The organism is Verrucomicrobium sp. GAS474, from assembly GCF_900105685.1.
Classification (GTDB): domain Bacteria; phylum Verrucomicrobiota; class Verrucomicrobiia; order Methylacidiphilales; family GAS474; genus GAS474.
The window spans coordinates 1,043,667-1,069,289 of the sequence record NZ_LT629781.1 but is presented as its reverse complement, the minus strand read 5'-3'; the positions used below and the strand labels follow the sequence as shown (position 1 = coordinate 1,069,289).

Genomic DNA, 25,623 nt, shown 5'->3' with positions numbered 1-25,623 from the left:
CGCGATCCCCTACTTCACCCCCGCCCGGGCCTTCCGCCAGACGTTGATCAGTTCGGGGAGGAGCTGTTTCTTCCGGCTGACGACGCCGGGGCATTCGTAGAGGTTCTCCTCCAGCTTCGCGTAGCCGATCGCGCCGACGATGGCCTCGACGCCGGAGACGAGGAGGACGCTGTCATGTTTCGTGATGTCGGTGACGAGGACGCAGGTGAGGTCGAGCTTCGCCGCCGCGCGGTAGTCGTCGAGGGCGGCCTGGAGCTCGGCCTTCCGTTCCCAGAACTTGTCGAGGCTCTGCTCCTCGATCTGGGCGACGCCGCTCCTCCAGCCCGCTTCCTCGAATTCCTTGCAGTCGGCCTTGATCGCCTTCGCCGCCGGGAGGGTGGCGAGGAGGGAGCCGGTGGCGAAGAAGGCGTCGGAGAATTCCTTCAGGCTCCGGCCCGCGATCTTCTCGAGCTTCGGCAGGAGGGCCCGCTCGGCGTCGGTCGTCGTCGGGGAGGTGAGGAAGAGGGTGTCGGAGATGACGCCGGCGGCGAGGGCGAGGGCGATGCCGGGGGTCGGCTCGATCCCGGCCTCGGCGAAGAACCGGGCGACGAGGGTGCAGGTGGAGCCGACCGGCTCGTTGATGAAGCGGATCGGGTTCTGGGTGGCGAGGCCGCCGCCGAGGCGGTGGTGGTCGATCACCTCGACGATCTCGGCGGCCTCCTGCGCGCCGCGCACCGTCTGGCTCCACTCATTGTGGTCGACGAGGACGAGGCGCTCGCGGGGGGGATCGATGAGGTCGTCCTTCGCGAAGAAGCCGACGACCTTCCCGGCACCGTCGACGACGGGGAAGAGGTCGTGGGCGTTCCCCTCGACCGATTTCAGGAGGTCGGCGACGAAGGTCGTCTCGGGGAAGCTGGGGGTCTCCTTCTCCAGCGCCTTGCCGACGGGCTTCGAGCACTTCACCCGGATGATCGTCGTCGCGGTGTCGTCGGGGCCGACGAGGACGGCGATCTCCTTCCTCTTCGCCTCGGCGAGGAGCTCCGGCGAGAGGCGGGTGCCGCCGGTGAGGACGAGGGCGCGGACGCCGAGGTCGATGGCGACCTTCTGGATGTCGGGCCGGTCCCCGGCGATGACGAGGAGGCGGGCGATGTCGTAGTCCTTCAGCCGCTCGCGGAAGTGGTCGACGGTGAGGGCGGCGGCGGAGAGGTGGAATTTCTCCTCGGCGTCGATGCGGACCTCGTTGAGGAAGACGGCCTTCCCCTCGGCGAGGCCGAGGCTGTGCGCGATGCGGGCGAGGTTCGTCTCGATCCGGCGGGCCTCGTCGGCCCGTTCCCCGGCGGCGGGGGGGAGGAGGAGGTCGCCGAGCTTGAAGAGGGAGACCATCCCGGCGAGGCCGCCCGAGGCGTCGACGACGGGGAGGCTGCGGCGGTCGGCGGCCCGCATCAGGTCGAAGGCGGCGAGGAAGGTGTCGTCGGTCTTCGGGAGCTTCACGTTCCGGTGGGCGATCCGGCCCGCCGTGGGGCGGACGTCGGCGAGGAGCTTCGGCTCGGGGAGGGCGGCCTCCTTCAGGACGAAGGCGATCCGCTCCCCGATGTCGCCGCAGCGGGCCGCCTCGGCGTCGGCGATCCGCCCCGTGCGGCGGAGGAAGTCGGCGTAGGCGATGGCGGAGCAGATCGCGTCGGTGTCGGGATTGAGATGGCCAATGACGTAGGTGGGCATGGAGGGCGGAAAAGGTTAGGAGGGAGAGGATAGGTTTGGGCGGGCCCCCTTTTCAAAGCCTTTTTGAACTCTCATTGGGCCTGCGGGAGCGCCGGAACGATTGACTTCCGGGCGCGACCGGACCTGAATGCCGGGGTGAACACGAACTACGGATTGCCGGAGTTGGGCGCGGGGGAGATCGTCCTCCGCCTGGGGATGGCGACGCTGCTGGGGGGCCTCGTCGGCCTGAACCGGGAGCTGAAGAACAAGCCCGCCGGGCTCCGCACCCACGCCGTCGTCGCGCTCGGCTCGGGGCTCGCCGCCCTGTTGGCGCTGAGGCAGCTCGGCGACGCCCCCTTCGACGGCAACGGCCTCTCCCGCGTGATGCAGGGGATCCTGACCGGCATCGGTTTCCTCGGCGCGGGGGTGATCCTCCGCTCCGAAAGCGGCAAGCACGTCCACGGCCTGACGACGGCGGCGACGATCTGGCTCGTCTCGATGCTCGGCGTCGGATGCGGGATGGGATACTGGCTCCCGATCGGGGTGGCGGCGGGGCTTGCGTTCGTCGTCCTGCTGATCGGCGGGACGATCGAGAAGGGCGTCCATCGCCGCTTCAAGCCGAAGCCCCCCGAGCCCGGGGATGACCCGAGCCTATAGACCTATAAGATGGCGGACGGCGGGGCGGCTCTCCCCGGGGTCGCCTACGTCGCCGTCGGGAACGGGTTCCCCACGACGGGCGCGGCGGCGGGGGTCGGGACCTTCACGGCAGGCTCGCCGGTCGGCACCCCCTCGGGGAGGGGGGCGGCGGCGGGGGTGTTCGGCGGGAGCGCCCCGGAAGGGTAGCCGTAGGGGAGGCCGAAGAGGCCGGTCATCGTCGTGAATTCAAAGCCGCGCTCGATCAGCCCGTCGAGGATGCGCGGGAGGGCGTCGGCGGTCTGGCTGTGGAGGTCGTGCATCAGGACGACGGAGCCGGGCCGGGCCTCGGAAAGGATCGTCTGGGCGATCTTGTCGACGCCGGGCTGGGACCAGTCCCGGGGATCGACCGACCAGAGGGCGACGCCGAGGCCGCGCGAGGCGGCCTGGACGCCCTGGTCGTGCCGGAAGGCGCCGTAGGGGGGGCGGAACCAGACGGGGATGCGGCCCGTGGCGGCCTCGATCAGCTCCTGGGTCTTCGAGAGCTCGTAGGCGAGGCGGTCGTCGGAGAGCTTGTTGCACTGCGGATGGGTGAGGGAATGGTTCGCGACCTCGTGGCCGGCGTCGGCGACGGCGCGGGACATGCCGGGCTCCGCCTCGACGCGGATGCCGATCTGGAAGAAGGTGGCGAGGATGTTCCGCTTCTCGAGCTCGGCGAGGACGCGCTGGGTGACCTTGTTGTTCGGGCCGTCGTCGAAGCTGAGGGCCATGCGGCGGCCGAAGCCGGGGCCGCTGTTCACCCAATGGGCGCCGCCCATGTTCTGGGCCCCTTTGTCGAGGGGGAGCGCCCGCATCACCTTTTCCCCGTCGATCACCTCGGAGGTGACGGCGGCCGGGGAAGCGGAGGCCGGGGAAGCGGAGGCCGAGGAGGCCGCAGGGCTCTGCGCGAGGGCGCGGCCGAGGCCCATCCCGAGGGCGCCGAGGCCGTAGCCCCCGGCGGCGAGGCCGAGGTTGCGGAGAAAGGTTTTCCGTGAAATTTCCATTCGAGCCCCCTAGGCTAGCAAATCGCCCCGGCTTCCGCCATGGGACATTTTGAAAGATGAAAAAACGGCTCACCGCCCACTTTGAAGGCCGCGTCCAGGGAGTCGGCTTCCGCCTCAACGCCTGCCGGACCGCCGCCGGATACGAGGTGACCGGCACCGTCCGCAACCTCGACGACGGCCGGGTCGAGCTCGTCGCCGAGGGGGAGGAGGCCGAACTCCAGGCCTTCCTCGAAGGGATCGCCGAGAGCCCGCTCGGGAACTACGTCCGCGCCCGGGAAGAGGCGTGGGAGGAACCGGGGACGCCGGCCTTCAAGTCGTTCCGCATCGTCGACTAGCGCCTCCTTGATCCCGCGATGAGCTCCCCCGCCGCCCTCACCCTCCGACGCCTCTCGAAGACCTACCGCCTCCCGTGGAAGCGGGCGCGGCTCCGCGCCCTCGACGCCCTCGACCTCGACATCGCTCCCGGCGAGGTCTTCGGCCTGCTGGGACCGAACGGCTCCGGGAAGAGCACGACGCTGAAGCTGATCCTCGGCCTCGCCCGGCCCGATGGGAGTGCGGACGCCGCCGCGGGAGGGAGCGCCCTCGTCTTCGGCCATCCGGCGGGGTCGGAGGCGGCGCGGCGGCGGATCGGCTTCATGCCGGAGGAGCCCCGCTTCTACCGCTTCCTCAACGGGGCCGAGCTGCTCCGCTTCCACGGCGCGCTGGCCGGGCTCTCCGGCGCGGCGCTCGAAAAACGGATCGCCGAGATGCTCGCCCTCGTCGGGCTGGACGAGGCGGGGCGGGACCGCCCCCTCTCCTCCTACTCGAAGGGGATGCTCCAGCGGATCGGCCTCGCCCAGGCCCTCCTCCACGATCCCGACCTCGTGATCCTCGACGAGCCGACGGCGGGGGTCGACCCCCTCGGCGCGCGCGAGATCCGCGCCCTCGTCGGCCGGCTGAAGGCGGCGGGGAAGACGGTCCTCTTCTCGACCCACCTCCTGACCGAGGCCGAGGCCCTCGCCGACCGCGTCGCGATCCTCCACCGGGGACGGAAGATCCTCGAGGGGACGCCCGCCGCGCTCCTCTCCCTCCCCGGGGCGACCGACATCGCCGTCCGCGGCGGGCGGTCCCTGGCCGAGGCCGACCGCGAGGCCGTCGCCGCCCTGCTCCGGGAGCGGGACGCCGGGGAGGCCACCTTCCGCGCCGCGCGGCTCCCGCTCGAGGAGGTCTTCGTCCGGGCCGTCGAGGCCGAGGCGCGCCAGAAAGGAACCACGCCATGACCGCCTCCTTCTTCCTCCGCCATCTCCGTCCCGTCTGGGCCATCGCGCGGAACACCTGCCTGGAGGCCTTCCGCCAGAAGGTCCTCAACCTCCTCCTCCTCTTCTCCCTCGTCGCCATCGGGAGCGCGAATCTCTTCACCAACTTCACCTACGACGAGCAGCTGAAGTTCCTGAAGGATTTCTCCTTCGGCGCGATGACCGTCTTCGGCACCCTCATCGCCGTGATGGGGACGGCGCAGACCGTCCAGGGGGAGATCGAGAGCCGCACGCTCCAGACGATCCTCATCCGCCCCGTCGGGCGCGGGACCTTCCTGCTGGGGAAGTTCGCCGGGATCGCCCTCGTCCTCGCCGCCGCCTTCGCCCTGATGACGACGGTCTTCGCGGGCGTCCTGATCGGGAAGGAACGCTCCCTCGTCGCGGCGGAGCGGGCCTCCGTCGCCCCGGGCCATCCCCTCGACGAGGCGACGGCCCAGCGGATCGCCGCGATCGAGAAGCAGTGCCTCGATCCCCAGCTCGGCAAGGCCCTCCTCCTCACGGCGGCGAAGACCCTCTTCGTCACCGGCTTCGCCCTCCTCTTCGCCACCGTCTCGACCTCGACGATCTTCACCGTCTCGACGACCCTCCTCGTCTACCTCGTCGGCCACCTGGAGGGGATCGCCCGCGAGGCGTGGACGGCGGGCGGCGGCACCTGGCTCCAGAAGGCCTTCCTCGGCGCGGTCTCGGTCGCCGTCCCCGACTTCGGCTCCTACGGCATCCTCGACGACGTCCTCGCCGGGACCGCCGTCCCGTGGGGCCACGTCCTCTCCCTCCTCGGCTACACCGCCGTCTATCTCCTCATCCTCCTCGGCGCGGCCCGGCTCCTCTTCGAGGCGCGGGAGCTCTGATCCCTTTTGGAATTTCATGAGCGGCCCCTCCGCCCTTCTCCGCCGTCCCGCCGCCGCGATCGCCCTCGCCCTCGCGGGGCTGCTCGCCTGGGGCCTCGTGAAGGGCGCGTGGGAAACCCGCCTCGCGCGCGAGGGGACCGTCCTCCGCTTCGGCGCGTTCTCTCCCTCCGACTCCGCCTCGGCCTCGGCTTTCGCGCACGGCGCGGGATGGAACGGCCTCAGCCAGGGCGCGTTGATCGGCCTCCTCGGCGGCCTCCGCGCCGTCGTTGCCAACGGCATCTGGATCGGCATCCCCGACGCCTGGACGGAGCAGGAATGGTACCGCGTCGCCTCCGACATCGACCTCGTCACCACCCTCCAGCCCCGTTCCGTCTCCTTCTGGAACGACGGCTCCTGGTACCTCGGCTGGAACGCGAGCCAGCGGACGCTCGAAAACCTGAAGGAGCCGAGCGCCGCCCGCCGCCGCCTCGACGCCCGTTTCTGGGCGAGGCGAGGCGAGGCCCTCCTCCTCAGGGGGATCGAGGCGAACCCGGAGCGGTACGAGCTCTGGCTCCAGCTCGGCCAGCTCCGCGACCAGCGCCTCCACGATTACGCCGGGGCCGCCGCCGCGTGGCGCGAGGCTTGGAAGCGGCCCGGCTCCCCGCGCTACCTGGAGCGGTTCGTCGGGTTCGAGCTCGAAAAGGGAGCCTGCTGGCCCGAGGCCTACGCCTGGTGGAAAACGCTCTGGCTCTCGACGACCGATCACACCGATCCGAAACGGTTCTGGGACAAGATCGCGCAGCGGATCCATTCTCTCGAAGAACGGCTGAACGTGCCGGAGGAGGAACGGGTTTTTCCGAAGGCGGGGGGGCGGGGTGAGCTTTCTTGGGGGTAGGGGGGCGGGGCGCTTTGGGGCTGTGGGGGCGGGGCGGCCCTTCGGGACTTGCGCGGTCGACCTTGTACAGCTGGAGGCGATCCGCTTTATAGCCCAAGAGGGGCTTTGCCCCTCCTCGAACCTCCCCTTCGGAGGGCCTGAACTAGGCGGACGCGTTTCCCCCTGCGCCTCGTCTCCGAACTGTTTTAAAATCGGCTGCTTCCCGGAGCGCCCGAAGGTACGAGCGATAGGGGGAGACGGGGCCAATACGCCTAGACTCCTATTGGGAGACGGCTCTATGGGAGAGGAGCGCTTGGAGAAGGGGGCGATTATGGCGAAAAGTTACTATCGCCATAATTCAATCTAAGGCGGATTAGGATTGTCAGGCGGGTCGACTTTGGTAAATTTTGGCAGGGCGTCTTCTGGGTCGCCCGTTTGGCTCCCTCTATTGCCGTAGACTATGTTTCAAAAACCGGTTCCGGGCACCTCCCTTCCCCTCCCTTCGTTGGCCGCGTTCCTCCCGACGCCGCAGGGGGAGGCGCCCGCCGATCTCGCGCTGCGGAAGCTCGTCGCCCTGCTCGAGCGGGACGGCGAAGTCCTCCCCGCCGCGGGGTCGCCGCTGGGGCTCCTCTGGAAGGCGCTCCATCAGGGTGACGAATCGTCGGTCGAAGAATGCGCGAAGATCATCTCGATCGATCCGGCGCTGACGAATTGGATCTTCCGGCTCGCGAATTCGGCGGCCATCGGCGGCCGGGCGGCGACGATCCACGAGGCGGTCCTCTTCCTCGGCCTCCTCCGCGTCCGGCAGGTGGCGATCGGCGCGGGGGTGCTCGACAAGTTCGCCGCGTTCCAGCTCCCCCCCGCGTGGTCCCAGTTCTGGCTGCGGAATCTCTTCATCGCCCGCGTCGTCGACCACCTCGCGGCCCACTACTTCAAGACCGACGGGAGCGAGTACCTCGCCGGGCTCCTCCACGATTCGAGCTGGCTCTTCCTGGCGACCCACTTCCCCGACGAGTTCGCGGCGATCCTCACCGCGCCCGGCTCCCGCCTCGACGCCGAGGTCCGCCATTTCTCGGTGAACCACGCCCATCTCTCCGCCGCCCTCTGCCTCCGCTCCCATCTCCCGCTGCGGGTGATCGACGCGGTGCTCCATCACCCGCAGCCGCAGCTCCTCGATCCGACCCACGTCGGCCGCCTCCACGAGAGCGCCCTCTTCCTCTCGGTCCTCCTCCACCTCAGCGCTCGGATCGCCGACGCCTGCCAGATCAACCGGATCAAGCGGACGCCGGTGACGTTCGAGCAGATCGCCGGGAGCGCCGAGGCGAAGTGGCTCGCCCACTTCGGCCCCGCTCCCGATTTCGTCCGCATTGCGACGTCGGAGCTGCCGATTGCGGAGGAGGTGCATGCGATGTTTTTTGAGGGGTGATGGGTGGGGCGGCCCGTTGGGGCTGGCGGGGGCGACCCTGTACAGCTGGAGGCGATCCGCTTTATAGCCCAAGAGGGGCTCTGCCCCTCCTCGAACCTCCCCTTCGGAGAGCCTTAGCTAGGCGGACGCGCTTTGGCGGCGCCCCGTCTCCGAACTGTTTTAAAATCGGCTGCTTCCTGGAGCGCCCGAGGGTACGAGCTATAAGGGGAGACGGAGCCAATACGCCCAAACTCCTATCGGGAGAAAAGCGTATGGGAGAGGGACGCTTGAAAGAATGGCCGCTTCGGTTTTGCCCGCACTCGGACGCGTGATTCCTCCCAAGCGGACAGGGGCACTAGCGGACCCTTTCTACCCGAAGCGGACGGCCTAATGCGGTACGGCTAGAACAGTTCAGGCCTATCAGACGGGGAGGTCCAGGAGGGGCGAAGCCCCTCTTGCGTCTTAAAACACGTGCAGGTGGCCTCCAGCTGTACAGGGTTATCTGCCCGGTCCCGAAGGAGCATCCACCGCTCCCCTTCGCGCTCCCCCACCGCCCCCTTGCCTTCTCTCCCCCTCCCGCCTATTCCTAACCGATGGCTGCCGATTCTCCCGTTTTCACCCTCGCCACTCTGCCGCGCCCGGAGACGGGGGAGAAGCTCTATGCCGTGATCGGCGATCCGGTCGCCCACTCGCTCTCGCCCCAGATGCACAATGCGGCGTTCGCCGCCCTCGGCCTCGCCTCGCGCTATCTCCGGATCCGCCTCGCCCCCGACGAACTGGAGGCAGGGGTCGCGAAGATGCGGGACTACGGCTACGCCGGATGGAATGTGACGGTGCCGCACAAGACGGCGCTCTTCGGCCTCGTCGACCAGACGATGCCGTTCGCCGAGCAGGCCGGGGCGGTGAACACCGTCGACGTCCACGGGGAGCTCCTCGTCGGCGAGAGCACCGACGGCCTCGGCTGGTGCGCCGCGATGGAGGAGACCTTCGGCCTCCGCCTGGGCGGCCAGCGGATCGTCCTGGTCGGCGCGGGGGGCTCGGCCCAGACGCTCGCCCTCTTCCTCGCCGCGACCCAGCGGGTCTCCCTCACGATCGTGAACCGGACGGCGGCGCGGGCCCGCGAGATCGCGGCGAAGATCGCCGCCCTCGGCCATTGCGGCGCGCCCGGCCACGGGGCCGCGGCGTGCGCCGTCGCCGAGAGCCCGGAGGAGATCGCCCTCGCCCTCGCCGGGGCCGACCTGATCGTCAACACGACCTCCCTCGGCCTGAAGGCCGACGATGCCGCCCCGGTCACCCTTCCCGCCGACCTGACCGGGAAGTACGCCTACGACCTGATCTACAACCCGGCCGAGACCGCCTTCCTCCGCGCCGCGAAGGCGGCGGGGGCGCGGACGGCGAACGGGCTGGGGATGCTCCTCTGGCAGGGGGTCTTCGCGTTCGAGATCTGGCATCCGAAGCTCGCCCCCGCCGACCACGTGAAGGCGCTCCCCGCGATGCGGCGGGCGCTGGAGGCGGCGACGGGACAGGCGCTGCCGTCCCGGCAGGCCTCGGTCAGCCAGTAGGCACTGGCCATTGGCCGCTGGCCGCTAGCCGACGAGCTTGTTCAGCAGCTGCTCGACCTGCTGGCCGAGCTTCGTGTCGGCCTTCATCCGGGCCTCGACGGTCTTCTGGGCGTGGAGCACCGTGCCGTGGTCGCGCCCGCCGAAGGCTTCCCCGATCTCGGCGAGCGAGTTCGAGGTGAGGCGGCGCGAGAGATACATGGCGATCATCCGGGGATTGGCGATGCTGGCCGGGCGGCGCTTGCTCGTCATGTCGGCGAGGCGGATGTCGAAGGTCTCGGCGACCTTCCGCTGGATCACGTCGATCGAGACGGTGGCGGGCGACTCGTGCTGGAGGAGGTCCTTCAGCAGGGCCTCGACCTGGGGGAGGGCGATGGCGAGGCCGCTCTGGGAGTGGAGCGAGGCGTAGGCGGCGACGCGGGTCAGCGCCCCCTCGAGGCGGCGGACGTTGGTCTTGATCCGTTCGGCGATGTAGACGAGGACCTCGTCGGGCAGGGCGACGCGCATCGCCTCGACCTTCGTCCGGAGGATCGCCAGGCGGGTCTCGATGCCGGGGGTCTGGATCTCCAGCGTGAGGCCCGACTCGAAGCGGGAGCTGAGCCGCTTCTCGAGGTTCGCGATCTCGGAGGGGGGCGCGTCGCTGGTGAGGACGATCTGCTTGCTCCCGTCGAAGAGGGCGTTGAAGGTGTGGAAGAATTCCTCCTGGGAGCGGTCTTTCCCGGCGAGGAACTGGATGTCGTCGATCAGGAGGACGTCGACCTGGCGGTAACGCTTGCGGAAGCGGGAGAGGTCGCCCTGCTGGATGGCCGAGATGAAGTCGTTGGTGAACTGCTCCGAGGTGACGTACTTCACCTTGTAGTGGGTCGGCCCCTTCTTCTTCATCAGGTGGTTCCCGATGGCCTGCATCAGGTGGGTCTTGCCGAGGCCGACCCGACCGTGGATGAAAAGGGGGTTGAAGCTCCGGGCCGGGGCGTCGGCGACGGCGCGGGCGTGGACCGCCGCGAACTGGTTGTCGGGGCCGACGACGAAGGCGTCGAACGTGTTCCGGGGATTGAGCCCCGTCGCCTCGACGGAGGAGCGTTCCGGGGCCGTCAGGGTGAGGGCCGGAGCGTCGAAGGAGGGGCCGACGGCGGCCAGGGACGAAGGCGAGGGGGTCGGCTGGGCCGGGGCCGGGAAGAAATCGCCCTGGACGGGGGAAGCCTCGGTGGGAGCGGCGGCGAGGGGGAGCGCCGCGCCGGGGGCATGGGCACCGGCCTGGGGAGGCAGGGCGGCCACGGGCTGCGTTTTAAACGCCACCTGGACCGTTTTCCGGCCGAGGAGCTGGGCCAGGACGCCGCGGAGCTGGGGAAGGTAGTTTTCCTCGATCCAGAACGCGTAGATCGTATTCGTCGCGACGAGGGTCAGGACGGGGGCCTTCTTGCCCGATCCCTCGGTGAGCCCCTCGACCTGGAGGGGGAGGAACCACCGCGCCACCGCATCGGGCGAAACGATCTTCTGGAGCTCGTCGCAGACGCGGCTCCATAACTCGTTGAGAGGGATGGCAGGGAGAGACTTGTTCACAACTTGTTCTGGAGGCGGGAGCCGCTCTTTTTAGCCCAAAACCGCGCCACCCTTCGTGGCGGGTCCAAAAAGGAGCGTGTCGCAAGTTGCAGTTTGGGAGGAATTTACGCCGATTTCCATGCTGGCGGAAACGGAAGGAATCGAATCGTGACGGAAAGATGACGCCGCCGTGACGGGCGCGGGGAGAATAACCTCGTAGTTATTCACAACGCCGGTTTTGATATCGGAATGCGTGAAAACCATCCCGTCCGTCGCGGAAAGGGCTTCGCGCGAGGCGGGGCGGGCCAGCCGTCCGAAGCGGCGGGGGCGGGACGAGAGAAACCGGGGCGGGGCGGGAAATTCCAGGTCTTCCGAAAGGAGCCCGGAAGCCGGGGAGGGAGCGGAAAATGAGGAGGAGAGGAACATGGAGGCGGATGGTGAACCTAAAAATCCGCACGGGTACCCGCAAGACAAAACCCCCGATTTGACACATCTTTTTTTCACGAAAACCGCTTGACCCAAAGAGAGACGCGCGGGGGCATGGGTACGCGGGTTACCGGGCGGGTACAAAGCAGAGGATTACGGGTACAGCCCCATTCCACAAGGGTACGGCATCAGGCGCAAAAAGGGGCACATTTATGTCGTACGTAAAAAGTCCGGGGTGAGTAGTTGTACTTATGGGGTGGTGGGGGTCGCCGGGGCGGCCGGCCGCCCCGGTGCCGCGCTCCGTTCCGCGAACTTCCCGCACCGGTCCCAGGCCGCGAGGTAGTACCCGTGCAGCGCGCAGAGGCCGTCCTGCGCACGGACCGAGCCGAAGCCGGAGCTCATCGTGGCGAGGCCCGGCATCGCCTCCTCCATCGCGGCGGGGGCGTTCGCGAAGTGGACGCAGTTCCCGCAGCGGACGGGGAGCGGCGGGACGGCCATGGCGTTTTCCCGGCGGCGCTTAGTGATTCAGCGTCGCCCAGTAATTCCCGAAGACGACGACCGAGAGGAGGTACCCGAGGACGAGGTTCACGACGACGCCCGCCGTGAAGGCCCAGAAGGGCCGTCCGCCGGCCGGGGCGAGGTCGCGGAAGCGGGTGGTGAGGCCGATGCTGAGGAAGCAGAAGGTGAAGGCCCACGTGCGGAGGCCGATCAGCGGGGCGACGAGGGCGGGCTTCACGGCCTTGTTGAACTCGCCGAGGGAGTGGCCCTGCGCGGCGAGGGTGATCAGCGCCGAGGCGATGAGGAAGCCGATGACGAACTTCGGGAAGCGCCACCAGATCTGCCCGACCTCGGGACGGCGGCCCGAGTCGTCCCGCTCCCACCAGTAGATCGAGACGGTCGAGAGGACGAGGGCCCAGATGCCAATCCAGAGGTCGCGGCCGATGACCTTGATGAGGGTGTAGGACCAGACGGCCTGGTCGGCGGTGCCGGTGATGCCGCTCCCGGGCCCGGCGTGCTCGACCATGCCGCCGTAGGCCTGAACGGCGGCGAAGCCGGCCGCGTCGGCGAATTCCGAGGTGCCGATCCACGCGCCCGCCGTCCCGGTGGGGAGGTGGAGCGCCTTCGCGGCGAAGGGCAGGACGAAGATGAGGACGATGGCCCAGAGGACGACGAGGGTGATGGCGATCGGGGGCTGTTCCTTCCTCGCCCGGACCGCGCCGGAGACGGCGATGGCGGCGGAGACGCCGCAGACCGCGCCGCCCGCGCCGAGGATGGCGGCGAGGCGGCGGTCGAGGCCGAGCTTCTTCCCGACGAGGTAGATGGTGAAGAAGGTGGCGAGGGAGACGATCGAGGCCTGGAGGAGGGCCGTCGGCCCCGCCCAGAGGATGAGGGTGAAGGGAAGGCCCGCGCCGAGGAGGACGATGCCGGTCTTCACGTAGAACTCGACCCGGAACCCGGCGTGGAGCGCCTTCGGGAGGGTGAAGGCGTTCGAGAGGAAGAGGCCGAGGAGGAGGGCGAGGAGCGGCGGCTCGATGCTGTACTTGCTCGCCTGGTCCCACGCGCCGATCGCGAAGACGAGGAGCGAGAGGAGGTAGACGAGGAGGAACGAGGGAAGGAACTGGCGCAGGGAGTAGCCGAGGGCCTTCGCGGCGAGGCCGAAGAGGGCGGCGAAGAGGGCGAACTCGGCGACGTAGCGGGCGGCGTTCGCGGCGATCTGCGCGTCGAGCTGGGCGAGGGTCGACCACTTCGCGGGGGCGACGGCGATCCAGCCGAGCGCCGTCGATCCGGCGTTGAAGAGGAGATAGGCGGCGACGACGAAGGCGAGGCCGATCCAGACGGCCCACCAGTCTTCCTTCTGCCAAAGTTCTTTCCAGCCGCCCTCCGCGGGGCGTGATTCGGGTGCGGTGCTCATAGTGGGTTCGTTTGAAAAAGGGAACGGGATCTTAGCGTGCTTAGACGCTGAACGCAAAGCCTGCCTTCGCCTCCTCGCGATGCATGACGGCGTCGAGGATCTCGGCCTTCAGCTCGGAGAAGACCGGATTCGTCCGGAGGCGCGGACGGGAGAGGGCGACCTTCCGGTCGAGGACGATCCGGCCCACCTCGAGGAGGAGGACCCGGTCGGCGAGGGCGACGGCCTCCTCGACGTCGTGGGTGATGAAGACCGAGGTGAAGCGCTGCTCCGCCCAGAGGCCCTCGATGAGGCCCTGCATGTCGAGCCGCGTGAGGGCGTCGAGCGCGCCGAGGGGCTCGTCGAAGAGCATGAGGCGGGGCTGGCGGATCAGGGCGCGGGCCAGGGCGACCCGCTGGCGCTGACCGCCGGAGAGGAGGGCGGGCCATTCCCCGCTCTTGGCGTCGAGGCCGACGTGGCGGAGCATCGCCTCGGCGGTCTCCTTCCATCCCTTCGTCCCGTCGAGGCCGAGGCCGACGTTGTCGACGACCCGCTTCCACGGGAGGAGGCGCGAGTCCTGGAAGAGGACCAGCGTGTCCCGGTTCGACGGCCCGTTGAGGCCGATGGGCCTGCCGTCGGCGAGGAGGGTCCCCGCGTCGGGCGTGTCGAGGCCGGAGAGGAGGCGGAGGAGGGTGCTCTTCCCCGAGCCGCTCTTCCCGACGATGGCGAGGAATTCCCCCGGCTCCGCGGTGAACGAGAGGTCGTGGAGGACGGTGTTCGCGCCGAACCGCTTCGTGACGTGGGAGACCTCGAGGCGGAGGCCGTTGGGGGAAGAAGGGGAAGGGGCGCTCATGCGGTCTTGGGTTGGGCCGAAAGCTTGGCCTGGGTCGGGTGCCAGCGAAGGAGCCGCCGCTCCAGGAGGCGGACGAGGCTGTCGGCGATCTTGCCGAGGAGGGCGTAGAGGAGGATGCCGAGGAGGATGACGTCGGTCTGGAGGAATTCCCGCGCGTTCATCGACATGTAGCCGATGCCGGAGCTCGACGCGACGGTCTCCGCGACGATGAGGGTGAGCCACATCAGGCCGAGGGAGAAGCGGATGCCGTTGAGGATCGAGGGGAGCGCCCCGGGGAAGATGATGTGGCGGAAGAGCTGCCACCGGGTGAGGCCGTAGATGCGGCCCATCTGGACGAGGTCGGGATCGATCGAGCGGATGCCGTGGAAGGTGTTCAGGTAGATCGGGAAGAAGACGCCGAGGGCGACGAGGAAGACCTTCGTCGACTCGCCGATGCCGAACCAGAGGATGACGAGCGGCATGAGGGCGAGGTGGGGGACGTTCCGCACCATCTGGATCGTCGTGTCGAGGAGCTCCTCGCCGACGCGGAAGAGGCCGTTGAGGAGGCCGAGGCCGAAGCCGATCGCGCCGCCGAGGGCGAAGCCCGCGAGGGCCCGCTCCGTGCTGATCGTGAGGTCGCGGACCAGCTCGCCGTTCTGCCAGAGCCGGACGACCGCGTTGACGACGCCCTCGGGGGTCGGGAAAAGATTCGTGTGGAAGAGGCCGAAGCGGAACCCGAGATCCCACGCGACGAGGAGGAGGGCCGGGACGAACCACTGCCGCCCCTCCCGCGAGCGGAGCCAGGCGGGCCAGGCCGGGCGGAGACGTCCGGGAGCGGCGGCGGGCGAGGGGTGGAGGGGCTGGTGCATGGGCATCGGCGCGATGAACTAGCGGGCCGCCGCCGCCTCGGGGCGAAACTCGTGGGCGACGATCTCCCCCGCGCCCGGGTCCTGCGCGTCGGGATCGGGGATCGCCGGGCGGCGGACGGGGAGGAGGGGGAAGAGGAGCTCGGCGACGCGGTAGGCCTCGTCGAGGTGGGGGTAGCCGGAGAGGATGAAGGTGTCGATGCCGAGGGCGCGGTATTCCTCGATCCGGTCGGCGACCTGGCGCGCGCTCCCGACGAGGGCGGTCCCGGCCCCGGCGCGGACGAGGCCGACGCCGGCCCAGAGGTTCGGGCTGATCTCGAGATCGGCGCGGGCCTTCGAGAGCCCGTTTTTGCCGTTTCCGCCGCTCAGCTCGAGCTGCCGCTTCTGCCCCGCCGAATCGAGGCGGGAAAGGGTCTCCCGCGCCTTCGCGAGGGTCGCCTCGTCGAGGCGGGAGAGGAGCGCGTCGGCGGCGGCCCACGCCTCCGCCTCGGTCTCGCGGACGATGACGTGGAGGCGGATGCCGAAGCGCAAAGGCCGGTCGCTTTTGCGGCCCTGCTTCGCCGCCGCCGCGCGGGCGAGGGCGATCTTCTCCGCGACCTGCGCGGGCGGCTCCCCCCAGGTGAGGTAGACGTCGACGTGCTTCGCTGCGATCTCGAGCGCCGTGGGGGAGGAGCCGCCGAAGTAAAGCGCCGGATAGGGTTTCTGGCTCGGCGGGAAGACGATCTTCCCGCCCCGGACCTCGATGTGCTTCCCGGCGTAGTCGACCGTCTCGCCCGCCATTTCCCGGCGCCAGACGTCGAGGAACTCGTCGGTGATCTCGTAGCGCGTGTCGTGGGCGTGGAAGAGGCCGTCGCCCGCCATCTCGACGGGATCGCCGCCGGTGACGATGTTCAGCAGGAGGCGGCCCTGCGAGAGGCGATCGAACGTCGCCGCCATCCGCGCGCCGAGCGAGGGCGGGACAAGGCCGGGCCGGAGCGCGACGAGGAAGCGGAGCCGCCGCGTCGCCGCAATCAGCGACGAGGCGACGACCCACGCGTCCTCGCAGGAGCGCCCCGTCGGCAGCAGCACCCCGCCGAAGCCGAGCGCGTCGGCGGCCTGCGCCACCTGCGTGAGGTAGGCGTGGTCGATCCGCCGCCCCCCCGCGCCGCTCCCCCCGCCGAGGTAGCGGCCGTCGCCGTGGGTCGGGATGAACCAGAAGAGATCGAGGGCGGAGGAGGAGGTCGACATGGCCTTGGGTGGTGGTGCAGGCGGAAGAGGCGGGGCAGAGCGGCTACTTCGCCGGAGCCCAGACGTAGTCGCCGATCTTCACCGGCTTCTTGATGATCCCCTGGGCGAAGAAGAGATCGGCGGCCTCCTGCTGCGAGGCGATGGCCGCGGCGTCGATCGGATAGGCGCCGTACCGCTCCTTCCGCTTCTCGAAGAGGCGGGCGACCTCGATCGGGAGGCCGAGCTGCTGGGCGTAGAGCTGCGCCGTCTTCTCGTGATCCTGCCCGACGCGGGCGGCGAAGGCGTTCGCCTCGGCGAAGATCGCCGGGAGGAGCTTCTTCCCGTCGCCGTCGAGGAAGGCCGTCGAGGCGAAGTAGAAGCCGTAGAAGGGGACGAGGCCCTCGCCGTCGACGATCAGCTTCCCGTGGCTGCCGACCTCGGCGGCGGAGAAGAACGGGTCCCAGATCGCCCACGCGTCGACCGAGCCGCTGTCGAAGGCGACCCGCGCCTCGGGCGGCTGGAGGTAGACCGGCGTCACGTCGGCAAGGGCGAGGCCCCCCTTCTGGAGCGCCTTCGCGAGGAAGAAGTGGGCGCTGGAGCCCTGCGCCCAGGCGACCTTCTTCCCCTTCAGCTGCGCGACCGAGGTGATCGTCGAGTTCTTCGGGACGAGGATGCCGACGCTGTGGGGGCTGGCGTGGAGGTAGCCGACATAGCGGATCGGCGCGTCGGCGGCCTGGGCGAAGATGCCGGGAGCGTCGCCGACCTCGCCGAAGTCGAGCGACCCGCCCGCCAGCGCCGCCAGGAGCGGCGGCCCCGAGGTGAACTCCTTCCACTCGACCTTCACCCCCTCCTTCGCCAACGCCTTCTCGAACGTCCCATCGGCCTTCTGGGCAAAAAGCGTGCTCGATTTCTGATAGCCGACGCGAAGAACCGTCTCACTCCACCCCTGAGCCGTAGTCAGAGCCAAAAGACCGAGGGCGAGGAAAGAGGATGGTTTAAAGAAAAAGCGAATCATGATAATGTCTATAGGATATATAGATTTATAGTGCAAGTGTTTTTGTTGAGCAGGGGGTGCCGGCGGATCCGATGCGGCCATTCTTCCAGGCGCTTCTCTCCCATACGCTTCTCTCCTGATGGGAGTCAGGGCGTATGGGTACCGTCTCCCCCTTCAGTACGTACCCTCGGGCGTACTGGAACCATCCGATTTTAATCCAGTGAGGAGATAAGGCGCAGGGGGAAACGCGTCCGCCTAGTTGAGGCCCTCAGAACAGGAGGTCACGGAGGGGCGGAGCCCCTCTGTGGGGTTAAAGCGGGTTACCTCCAGCTGTACCGGGTTGACCGCGCAGGTCCCGAAGGGCTGCCCCGCTCCGTGGTGCTACCCAGCGTGGATCTCCCATGCGCTCCGTGTCCCATACGCTTCATCTCCCAAGCGCCCCTCTCCCATGCGCTTGGCAAACGGAACGCTTGGGAGATAGGGCGCACGGGGAAAGGGATCGCGGAACGGGAACCGCCCTTCGGGGCTTGCGCGGTCAACCCTGTTACAGCTGGATGTAACCCGCTTTATAGCCCAAGAGGGGCTTCGCCCCTCCTCGAACCTCCCCTTCGGAGGGCCTTAGCTAGGCGGACGCGCTTTGGCGGCGCCTCGTCTCCGAACTGGATTAAAATCGGATGGTTCCGGTACGCCCGAGGGTACGAGCGATAGGGAGAGACGGGGCCAATGCGCCCAGACTCCCATCGGGAGAGAAACGTATGGCAGAGAAATCCGCTGCCCTGTCCCTCCATTCCACTCTCGCTCTCCCTCTTCCCCACCGCTACAACTTCCCTCGACATGCCTGCCTCGAACCTCGACGTCGAAATCCTCCGCGCGCTCCTCGCCGACCGGGCGACGCCGCTTTCGGGGGAAGTGCTGGCCGAGCGGTGCGGGGTGAGCCGGACGGCGATCTGGAAGCACATCGCCTCGCTCCAGGAACTCGGCTATCCCATCGCCTCGCTGCCGCACCAGGGCTACCGGATGGAGGAGGGGCTGCCCGACCTGCTCGTCGCCGACGAGCTCGCGGCGCGGCTGCCGGTCGCGGCGAAAGGCCGGATCGACTGGCGCGCGGTCGTCTTCCGCGAGACCCAGTCGACGAACGACCTTGCCCTCCGCGAGGCCCAGGGCGGCGCGGCGGCGGGCCTCGTCATCGCGGCCGAACGGCAGACGAAGGGGCGCGGACGGCAGGGACGGAAGTGGCATTCCAAGAGCGGGGAGGGCCTCTGGTTCTCCCTCCTCCTCCGCCCGGGCTGGCCCCTCGGCCACGTGGCGCGGCTGACCATCGTCGCCGCGCTGGCCGCCGCCGAGGCGATCGACTCGCTCCTCCCCGCCGAGGCCGGGAAGATCGAGATCAAGTGGCCGAACGATCTCTTCCACGAGGGGAAGAAACTCGGCGGGATCCTCACCGAGATCCAGGCCGACGCCGAGGCGATCGTCTTCGCCGTCGTCGGCATCGGGATCAACTGCCGCCAGACCCGCTCCGATTTCCCCGACGACATCGCCGAGATCGCCACCTCGCTGAAGCTGATCGCCGGGGAGGGCGCGCCCCGCCGCATCGACCTCCTCGCCGCCCTCCTCCTCCAGCTGGAGAAGCGGCTCGCCGATCCCTTCGAGGAAGTCCGCGAGGCGTGGGCCTCCCGCTGCTTCTCGCTCGGCCGGATGGTCTCCGTCCGTACGCCGGGCGGGACGATCCAGGGCCACGCCGTCGGCCTCGACGCGGGCGGGGCGTTACTGCTCCGCCGCGAGGGAGGCCGCGTCGAGGCGGTCACGGCGGGCGACGTCCTGGTGTAGCGCTTCCGTAGCCTGCCTTCGCCCCCCTTTCGCCTTGTACCGGGGGGGCCGCTCTGGGAAAGTGGAGCGTTCCCCATGTCTTCCGCCGCCTCCATCGCCCCGACCCCCCACACGATCCTGAAGGAGGTCTTCGGCTACGACACGTTCCGCCCGCTGCAGGAAGAGATCGTCGGGGAGATCCTCGCCGGGCGCGACGCCTTCGCGCTGCTGCCGACGGGCGGCGGGAAATCGCTCTGCTTCCAGCTCCCCGCGCTCCTCCTGCCGGGACTCACCGTCGTCATCTCCCCCCTCATCGCGCTGATGAAGGACCAGGTCGATTCCCTCGTCGCCTCGGGCGTCGCCGCCACCTACCTCAACTCGACCCTCGACGGCGACGAGGCCCGCGCCCGCTTCCGCGCCCTCCACAAGGGCGAGGTGAAGCTCCTCTACATCGCGCCGGAGCGGCTCGTCCTCCCCGGCATGCTGGAAAACCTCGCCGAGTGGAACGTCTCCCTCCTCGCCGTCGACGAGGCCCACTGCATCAGCGAGTGGGGCCACGACTTCCGCCCCGAATACCGCCGCATCGCCGAGCTGCGCGACCGCTTCCCCGGCGTCCCCGTCCTCGCCCTCACCGCCACGGCGACCGAGCGGGTCCGCGCCGACATCTCCCGCCAGCTCCGCCTCGACGGCGCGCGCCACTTCGTCGCCAGCTTCAACCGGCCCAATCTCACCTACCGCGTCTCGCCGAAGGCCGGGGCCTACGCCACCCTCCTCCGCTTCCTCGCCGGGCGGCGGGGCGAGGCCGGGATCATCTACTGCCAGAGCCGCAAGGCGACGGAGGAGGTCGCCGGGAAGCTCGAGAAGGACGGCATCAGCGCCGTCCCCTACCACGCGGGCCTGAACCCCGCGACGCGGGCGAAGAACCAGGAGCTCTTCCTCCGCGACGAGGTCCGCGTCGTCTGCGCCACCATCGCCTTCGGCATGGGGATCAACAAGCCGAACGTCCGCTTCGTCGTCCACTACGACCTCCCGAAGAACGTCGAGGGCTACTACCAGGAGACGGGCCGCGCCGGGCGCGACGGCCTCCCCGCCGAGTGCCTCCTCCTTTTCAGCGCGGGCGACGCGATCAAGCAGCGCAACTTCATCGACGAGAAGACCGATCCCGACGAGCGGAAGGCCGCCCACGCCCAGCTCCGCCAGATGATCGACTACGCCGAGGACGACGGCTGCCGCCGCCGCGCCCTCCTCGGCTACTTCGCCGAGAAATGGGAAGGCGAATGCCAGGCGTGCGACAACTGCAACGAGCCGCGCGAGAGCTACGACGCGACCGTCCCCGCGCAGAAATTCCTCTCCACCGTCTTCCGCGTCCGGCAGTCGGGGGGCTTCGGCGTCGGCCTCACCCACCTCGCCGAGATCCTCACCGGCGGCAAGGGCGAGAAGCTCCTCCGCTGGGGCCACGACCAGCTCAGCACCTACGGCATCGGCAAAGACCTCCCCCGCGCCGAGTGGCAGGAGATCGGCCGCCAGCTCATCCGCGCCGGGTTCGCCCGCCAGACCGAGGGGGAGATCTCGGTCGTCGAGCTGACCGAGGCCGGGCGGACCGTCCTCCGGGACCGGACCCCGATCCGCCTCGTGAAGCCCGTCGCCGCCTCGGCCCGCGCCATGGCGGAAAAGGAAGGCCGCGCCCCCCGCGCCGCCTCCGCCGCCGGGGCCATCGCCTGCGACGAGCAGCTCTTCCAGCGCCTCCGTACCCTCCGCAAGGAACTGGCCGACCAGCGGAACGTCCCGGCTTACGTCATCTTCTCCGACGTTACCCTCCGCCTCATGGCGCGGGACCTGCCGTTCAGCCTCGAGGAGATCGGCCAGATCGGGGGGGTGGGGCAGAAGAAGCTGGCGGAATTCGGCGAGGCGTTTTTGGAGTCGATTCGGACGTATCGGAATGATTGAGGGGGGCGGGGAGCGGGGCGGCCCTTCGGGACTTGCGCGGTCGACCCTGTACAGCTGGAGGCGACCCGCTTTATAGCCCAAGAGGGGCTCCGCCCCTCCTGGAACCTCCTGTTCTGAGAGCCTTAACTAGGCGGACGCGTTTCCCCCTGCGCCTTATCTCCTCACTGGATTAAAATCGGATGGTTCCGGTACGCCCGAGGGTACGTACTGAAGGGGTAGACGGTACCCATACGCCCAGACTCCTATCGGGAGAGGAGCGCTTTGCTACTTCTTCTCCTAATCCAGCAACCTGAATGCGATGGTCACGCTGTCGGCGATGTCGGCGGGCTTCGGCTTCGAGAGGCGGTTGACGCGGCGGGCGGCGGCGAGGGCTGATTGGTCGAAGGCGGTGTTGCCGGAGCTCCGCTCGATGGAGGAACCGGTGATCCGGCCGTCGTCGGCGAGGGTGACGCGGATGATGGTGGCATAGCCCTTGCCGGAGAGATCGACGGGCTGGTCCCAGGCGCGGTACATCTCGTCCCGGATGAGGCCGTAGTACCAGCTTCCGTTGCCGCCCCCTCCCCCGCCGCCGGCGGGGCCGACGGTGACGGGGGCCGTCGCGCCCGAGCCCTGGAGGGCCTTGCTGAGCTGGTCGGAGACGCCCGATGCCTTCAGCCCCGGGCCGTTCCCCGAGGCGGCGGCGGGACGCGAGGGTGCCGTGGTCGGGGCCTGGGCCGCAGCCTGCGACGGGGCGGACGGGCGGGTGACGGGGGTGAGGCTGACCTGCGGCTTGTGCTCGGCGGGTTTGACCGGCTTGGGCGTCTTCTCCGCTTTTTCCGTCTTCTCCGGTTTCTCGGGCGGGATCGGCTTTTCGGCCTTGGCCGGTTCCGGTTTCGGCTTGGTTTCAGCCTTGGGCTCGACCTTTTTCGGTTCGGGCTTGGGCGTCTTCGGGATCACGATGTCGCTCGGGGCGTCGACGGCGGGGGTGGGCGTCGGCGTCGGATCGGGGGTCGGAGCCGGAGGCGCGGGGGTCTCGGGCGTCGGGTCGGGCTGGGGTTGAGGCGGGGTCGGGGTCGGCGGCGGGACCGAGGCCGGGGCGGGATCAGGCGCGGCGGGGGCGCTGCCGCGCGGCTGCGCGACGGGGGGAAGGGGGATGAATTCCATGACCGGCCCGGGCGGGGGCTCGACCGGTTTCGTCGCCGCGCGCTGGAGGAGGAAGGCGAGGAGGACGACGACGTGGGCGACGGCGACCCAGAGGAGGGCGCGGCGGAAGGGGAGCGGGCCGCCCGGGGGCGGCTTCGGCGCGGGAGCGGCGGGGCGGGGGGCGCGAACGATTTGGTTCACGACGGGATCAGTGGCGGGGGGAGGCCTCGTCGAGGTGGGTCAGCCCGAGGCGGGTGATGTTCGCCCGCTGGAGGGCATCGAAGACGTCGACGAGGGTCTGGTAGCGGAGGTCGCGGTCGGCCCGGATGATGACGGCGACCTTGGGATCGGCCTGGTGGAGTTTCTCCAGGTCGCGGCGGAGGGCGTCGACGGTGACGATCTTCCCGCCGAAGTGGATGACCCCCTTCTTGTCGACCTCGACGGTCTTCACGTCGGGCTTCTCGTCGGTCGCCTTCGTGGGGGTCGCGGTGGGGAGGTTGATCTCGATGTTCCCCTCCATGAGGGGCGTCGTGATGATGAAGATGATGAGGAGGGTGAACGCGAGGTCGAGCATCGGCGTGACGTTCAGCTCCGCCATCGTCGAATGGGAGTTGCTTTGCGTGTAGCGTTTGAGGGCCATGGCGATGCGCGGGAGTGAATCCCCTTACTCCCGATCGGCCCTCGCGGCGAACGACTCCCCGGCCGCGTAGCGGTGGCCGAAGGAGGCGGCGAGCTCGGCGGCGAAGTTGTCCATCTCGACGGTGAGGCTGCGGATCGTCGAGACGAGGTAGTTGTAGCCGAACATCGCGGGGATCGCGACGAGGAGGCCGGTGACGGTGGTGATGAGGGCGCCGGAGACGCCCGGGGCCATCGCGGCGAGGCTCGCCTTGCCCGCCTCGGCGATGTCGCTGAAGGTGTCCATGACGCCCCAGACGGTGCCGAGGAGGCCGAGGAAGGGGCCGCCGCTGACGGCGGTGGCGAGGAAGATCATCCGGGCGTCGAGCTGGAGCCCGCGGACGCCGACCTCCCGGCCGAGGGCCGACTCGACGGCGCTGAAGGCGGTCGGCGAGAGGGGCGGGGCCGAGGCGAGGCGCTGGACGGTCATCTCGTCGATCTCGGCGGAGCCGGTGAGGTGGTAGCAGAGCTCGCGGCACCCGGCGCGGTAGACCTCGTAGATGGGGGAGCCGTGGAAGGTCTCGCGGGAGAGGAAGACCTGGAGGGGCTTGCGGCTCGCCCGGAATTTCGCGAGGAAGCGGGCGGTCTGCTTCTTCGCCAGCCGGATCTCGCTCCACTTCGAGGCGATGACCGACCAGCTGACCAGGGAGGCGATGAGGAGCGTGCCGATGACGAAGCGCCCCGCGGGGGTCGAGTGCTCGAAAGCAAAGAGAAGCCCGCCCGCCGCAAAAAAATTGACCATCAAGGAAGAACCCATACTCTGTATCAGTTTGGGATCGAACGCGGGGGGCGTCAAATCTTGAACGCTTGTAATTAGCCCAATAGCCCAGGCTCCTCTTTTCTCATGGTTCCGCACCTTTTCCTCTGCCTCGCGCTCGTCTGCCTCGGGGTGGGGCTCCTCCAGTTCCGTCCCGTGGCGGCCCGGAAGATCGGCTTCCTCGTCCTCTGGCTGAGCACCGGCGTCCTCGTCTGGGCCCTCTCCGGGGCCTGGTGGGCGGGCCTCGCGGGGCTCCTCCTCTGGATCGTCTTCCCCCTGTGGGAGCTGATCTCGGTCCTCCGCCGCCTCCAGATCCCCCGCGTCCGCCGCCTCGAGGACGCCTTCACCCCCGTGGGAAGCGGGGCCTTCCCCGACCTCGAGGCGTTGACCGGGGAGATGGAGGCCCTCGGCTTCCGCCACGTCGGCGATTGCGACCTCCTCCCCGCCCCCCAGCGCCAATTCTTCCGCCTCTTCGACCGCGAGGACGGCCTCCACCAGGCCTTCGTCGGCTGGATCGGGGAGAACGGCGGCAACGGGGAAAGCGCGGGCGGGTTCCACTTCGCCGCCTTCCTCTCGCAGGAGGGGGGCCGGGGCCATGGCCGGTATTGGATGACGTGGAACTATCCCCTCAGCTACGGCCTGAAGACCCCGCCCCGCCTCACCCTCCACCGGGCGCTCCGCTGCCCGACGCTCGAGGACCTCTTCGACGAGCACGGCGAACTCCTCCGGCTGAACGGGGTGGAGGCCGCCGCCGCCGCGCTCCTCCCCGCCGTCGGCCTCGAGCCGGTCCGCCGCCGCCTCGAGACGGTGCTGGCGCGGCAACTCCACTACAACGTCCAGGTCGGCGTCCTGACGCGCGAAGGCGTCGGCGACGGGTTCCGCTATTCCTGGCGGGGCGCCTTCCGCGTCGCCGGAGAAGTTTTCCGGGATTTGGCCCGGTTATAGCTTATTTGCAGTCGATACCTTCCCCCCCGATTCCGCGAGTGACATGACTGCCTTCCGTTCCCGATACCTGAAACAAAGCGGCCGCCCGGCGCGCCCCAGCAGCGTCCTCGCCTCCCCGGCGGCGGCGATCCTCCTCCACGCCCGCTTCGGCCCCCTCGTCCTCCTCGACGCCGGCCCGATCCGCGCCGAGGCCCGGAAGAAGTACAAGCAGGCCCGGGACCGCTTCGCCGAGCTCCAGCGCCTCGCCGCCCGCTTCCACCAGGAGGACAAGCCGAAGTACGAGCAGTGGCTCCAGGCGAACTTCGGCCCCCTCGTCGCCGAGCTGCGGAGCGCCCGCGCCGAGGTCAACCGCCTCCGCGACCTCATCTTCGAGGTCGAGACCCGGACCTGGCTCAACAGCCAGAGCAGCGCCGCCGCCTACCGCGATATCCTGGAGCGCGAGCTGAAGCGCCGCGCCGAGGAGCAGGCGAAGGAAGGGGAGAAAGACCCCGACGAGCCCGAACCCGAGCCCGAGGAGGCCGAGGCCTCCGCCGGCGACGGCGACGAGGAAGGGCAGTCCTCCTCCGGCGGCCGCCGCGGCCCGAAGCTCCCCGCCGAAAAGGAAGCTCGGTTGAAAAGCGCCTACCGCGCCCTCGTCCGCCGCCTCCACCCCGATCACAACGCCGAAGTCACCCCCCTCATGCGGGAGCGGTGGCACGCCGCCCAGCACGCCTACCAGGCGGGCGACCTCGAGCTCCTCGAATCGATCGAGACCCTCTGCCTCGGCGACGAGGAGGACGAGACCGCGCTCCTGAAGGGGCAGGACATCCCCGTCTCCCACATCCTCGACCGCGCCGCCCGCCTCGGCACCTCGATCCACCGGCAGACGCAGAAGGTGATGCACCTGAAGAAGGATCCCGGCTGGGCCTTCTCCACCTTCGTCGATTCCGAGGAACGGCTCGACCGCCTCCACCGCCACACCGCGAAGACCCTCCCGAACCAGATCCAGCACGCCCGCGCCGAAGTCGCCGACCTCGAGGCGAAAGTCGCCCAATGGCAGCACGACGCGGAACGCTTCTACCCCGGCTTCAAGGAAGCGCACGGGAAGGAAACGACGGGAAGAAAAGAGAAAGAGCCCAAACCGAAAAAAGCCCCCGCCCACCCCGAAGCGGAAGAGCCCAAGGGCAAGAAGAGCGCGAAGCCAAAGCCGAAGACGGCTCCTGCTACCGCCAAGGCAAAACCCGAGACAGCAGCCAAAGCAAAGAGCAAGACGGCGCGGTAGGGGAAGCCGCCACCTCCTTCGGAAGGCGATACTCTCCCAAGCAGTC

At 69.2% G+C, this 25,623-nt stretch carries 24 protein-coding genes; 11 read left to right on the top strand and 13 right to left on the bottom strand.

The genetic code is table 11. The annotated features are described in order from the left end of the window. Positions 1–9: 9 nt before the first annotated feature. On the bottom strand, positions 10–1,698 hold the full coding sequence (locus BLU04_RS04435; protein WP_093282722.1) for a putative manganese-dependent inorganic diphosphatase: 1,689 nt from the start codon (positions 1,696–1,698) through the stop codon (positions 10–12). A 63-nt stretch (positions 1,699–1,761) separates the two neighbouring features. Here BLU04_RS04435 and BLU04_RS04430 point away from each other — a divergent pair, with 63 nt between their 5' ends. Next, a complete protein-coding gene (locus BLU04_RS04430) occupies positions 1,762–2,334 on the top strand; it encodes an MgtC/SapB family protein (RefSeq protein WP_197673028.1) in 573 nt (190 codons plus the stop codon). 44 nt (positions 2,335–2,378) lie between these two features. Here the strand turns inward: BLU04_RS04430 and BLU04_RS04425 are convergent, their stop codons facing one another. After that, a complete protein-coding gene (locus BLU04_RS04425) occupies positions 2,379–3,353 on the bottom strand; it encodes a polysaccharide deacetylase family protein (RefSeq protein WP_093282720.1) in 975 nt (324 codons plus the stop codon). Positions 3,354–3,409: 56 nt separating this feature from the next. On the opposite strand from BLU04_RS04425, the gene BLU04_RS04420 reads away from it, so the two are divergent. The 6 genes from BLU04_RS04420 (at position 3,410) to aroE (ending at position 9,316) form a co-directional block, all read left to right on the top strand. Next, positions 3,410–3,688 (top strand): acylphosphatase, encoded by a 279-nt coding sequence (locus BLU04_RS04420; protein WP_093282718.1) that lies wholly within the window; start codon positions 3,410–3,412, stop codon positions 3,686–3,688. An 18-nt stretch (positions 3,689–3,706) separates the two neighbouring features. Continuing rightward, entirely contained in the window at positions 3,707–4,612 is a 906-nt protein-coding gene (locus BLU04_RS04415; protein WP_093282716.1) for an ABC transporter ATP-binding protein, read from the top strand. Beyond that, positions 4,609–5,496: an ABC transporter permease subunit gene (locus BLU04_RS04410; RefSeq protein ID WP_093282713.1), complete on the top strand. Its 888-nt coding sequence runs from the start codon at positions 4,609–4,611 to the stop codon at positions 5,494–5,496. Before BLU04_RS04415 ends, BLU04_RS04410 begins: the two co-directional genes overlap by 4 nt. A 16-nt stretch (positions 5,497–5,512) precedes the next feature. Further along, positions 5,513–6,370 carry a hypothetical protein gene (locus tag BLU04_RS04405; RefSeq protein ID WP_093282711.1) on the top strand — a complete coding sequence of 286 codons (858 nt, stop codon included), beginning with the start codon at positions 5,513–5,515 and terminating at the stop codon, positions 6,368–6,370. Positions 6,371–6,854: 484 nt separating this feature from the next. Beyond that, positions 6,855–7,775: an HDOD domain-containing protein gene (locus tag BLU04_RS04400; protein WP_157895115.1), complete on the top strand. Its 921-nt coding sequence runs from the start codon at positions 6,855–6,857 to the stop codon at positions 7,773–7,775. Between the two features lie 572 nt (positions 7,776–8,347). Further along, entirely contained in the window at positions 8,348–9,316 is a 969-nt protein-coding gene (gene aroE, locus BLU04_RS04395) for a shikimate dehydrogenase (protein ID WP_093282706.1), read from the top strand. A gap of 24 nt (positions 9,317–9,340) precedes the next feature. Here aroE and dnaA read toward each other — a convergent pair whose 3' ends face one another. The 8 genes from dnaA to BLU04_RS04360 all read right to left on the bottom strand — a co-directional run bounded on the left by dnaA (position 9,341) and on the right by BLU04_RS04360 (position 17,037). After that, on the bottom strand, positions 9,341–10,873 hold the full coding sequence (dnaA, locus tag BLU04_RS04390) for a chromosomal replication initiator protein DnaA (protein WP_231964897.1): 1,533 nt from the start codon (positions 10,871–10,873) through the stop codon (positions 9,341–9,343). A gap of 30 nt (positions 10,874–10,903) precedes the next feature. Next, entirely contained in the window at positions 10,904–11,278 is a 375-nt protein-coding gene (locus tag BLU04_RS16300) for a hypothetical protein (RefSeq protein WP_157895114.1), read from the bottom strand. A 249-nt stretch (positions 11,279–11,527) separates the two neighbouring features. Further along, on the bottom strand, positions 11,528–11,776 hold the full coding sequence (locus BLU04_RS04385; RefSeq protein ID WP_093282703.1) for a hypothetical protein: 249 nt from the start codon (positions 11,774–11,776) through the stop codon (positions 11,528–11,530). Between the two features lie 19 nt (positions 11,777–11,795). Continuing rightward, on the bottom strand, positions 11,796–13,190 hold the full coding sequence (locus BLU04_RS04380) for a putative sulfate exporter family transporter (RefSeq protein WP_093282701.1): 1,395 nt from the start codon (positions 13,188–13,190) through the stop codon (positions 11,796–11,798). 40 nt (positions 13,191–13,230) lie between these two features. Further along, entirely contained in the window at positions 13,231–14,019 is a 789-nt protein-coding gene (locus BLU04_RS04375; RefSeq protein WP_093282698.1) for an ATP-binding cassette domain-containing protein, read from the bottom strand. Beyond that, positions 14,016–14,867, bottom strand: coding sequence for an ABC transporter permease subunit (locus tag BLU04_RS04370; RefSeq protein ID WP_093282697.1), 852 nt, complete (start codon positions 14,865–14,867; stop codon positions 14,016–14,018). Before BLU04_RS04370 ends, BLU04_RS04375 begins: the two co-directional genes overlap by 4 nt. A gap of 18 nt (positions 14,868–14,885) precedes the next feature. After that, a complete protein-coding gene (gene ssuD / locus BLU04_RS04365; RefSeq protein WP_093282694.1) occupies positions 14,886–16,091 on the bottom strand; it encodes an FMNH2-dependent alkanesulfonate monooxygenase in 1,206 nt (401 codons plus the stop codon). A 43-nt stretch (positions 16,092–16,134) separates the two neighbouring features. Next, positions 16,135–17,037: an aliphatic sulfonate ABC transporter substrate-binding protein gene (locus tag BLU04_RS04360; RefSeq protein ID WP_157895113.1), complete on the bottom strand. Its 903-nt coding sequence runs from the start codon at positions 17,035–17,037 to the stop codon at positions 16,135–16,137. Between the two features lie 861 nt (positions 17,038–17,898). Between BLU04_RS04360 and BLU04_RS04355 the strand changes: the two genes are divergently transcribed. Further along, on the top strand, positions 17,899–18,891 hold the full coding sequence (locus tag BLU04_RS04355; protein WP_162274629.1) for a biotin--[acetyl-CoA-carboxylase] ligase: 993 nt from the start codon (positions 17,899–17,901) through the stop codon (positions 18,889–18,891). Between the two features lie 75 nt (positions 18,892–18,966). Then, a complete protein-coding gene (recQ, locus tag BLU04_RS04350) occupies positions 18,967–20,817 on the top strand; it encodes a DNA helicase RecQ (RefSeq protein ID WP_093282688.1) in 1,851 nt (616 codons plus the stop codon). Positions 20,818–21,093: 276 nt separating this feature from the next. Here the strand turns inward: recQ and BLU04_RS04345 are convergent, their stop codons facing one another. The 3 genes from BLU04_RS04345 to BLU04_RS04335 are packed head-to-tail and all read right to left on the bottom strand — an operon-like array spanning position 21,094 to position 23,371. Continuing rightward, positions 21,094–22,140: a TonB family protein gene (locus BLU04_RS04345; RefSeq protein WP_093282685.1), complete on the bottom strand. Its 1,047-nt coding sequence runs from the start codon at positions 22,138–22,140 to the stop codon at positions 21,094–21,096. A gap of 7 nt (positions 22,141–22,147) precedes the next feature. Further along, on the bottom strand, positions 22,148–22,579 hold the full coding sequence (locus BLU04_RS04340) for a biopolymer transporter ExbD (protein ID WP_093282683.1): 432 nt from the start codon (positions 22,577–22,579) through the stop codon (positions 22,148–22,150). A gap of 24 nt (positions 22,580–22,603) precedes the next feature. Continuing rightward, positions 22,604–23,371, bottom strand: a complete 768-nt coding sequence (locus tag BLU04_RS04335; protein ID WP_093282680.1) for a MotA/TolQ/ExbB proton channel family protein — start codon at positions 23,369–23,371, stop codon at positions 22,604–22,606. An 87-nt stretch (positions 23,372–23,458) separates the two neighbouring features. Here BLU04_RS04335 and BLU04_RS04330 point away from each other — a divergent pair, with 87 nt between their 5' ends. Both BLU04_RS04330 and BLU04_RS04325 read left to right on the top strand, forming a co-directional pair. Beyond that, on the top strand, positions 23,459–24,316 hold the full coding sequence (locus BLU04_RS04330) for a hypothetical protein (protein WP_093282678.1): 858 nt from the start codon (positions 23,459–23,461) through the stop codon (positions 24,314–24,316). A gap of 43 nt (positions 24,317–24,359) precedes the next feature. Further along, positions 24,360–25,577 carry a J domain-containing protein gene (locus BLU04_RS04325; RefSeq protein ID WP_093282675.1) on the top strand — a complete coding sequence of 406 codons (1,218 nt, stop codon included), beginning with the start codon at positions 24,360–24,362 and terminating at the stop codon, positions 25,575–25,577. Positions 25,578–25,623 lie beyond the last annotated feature (46 nt).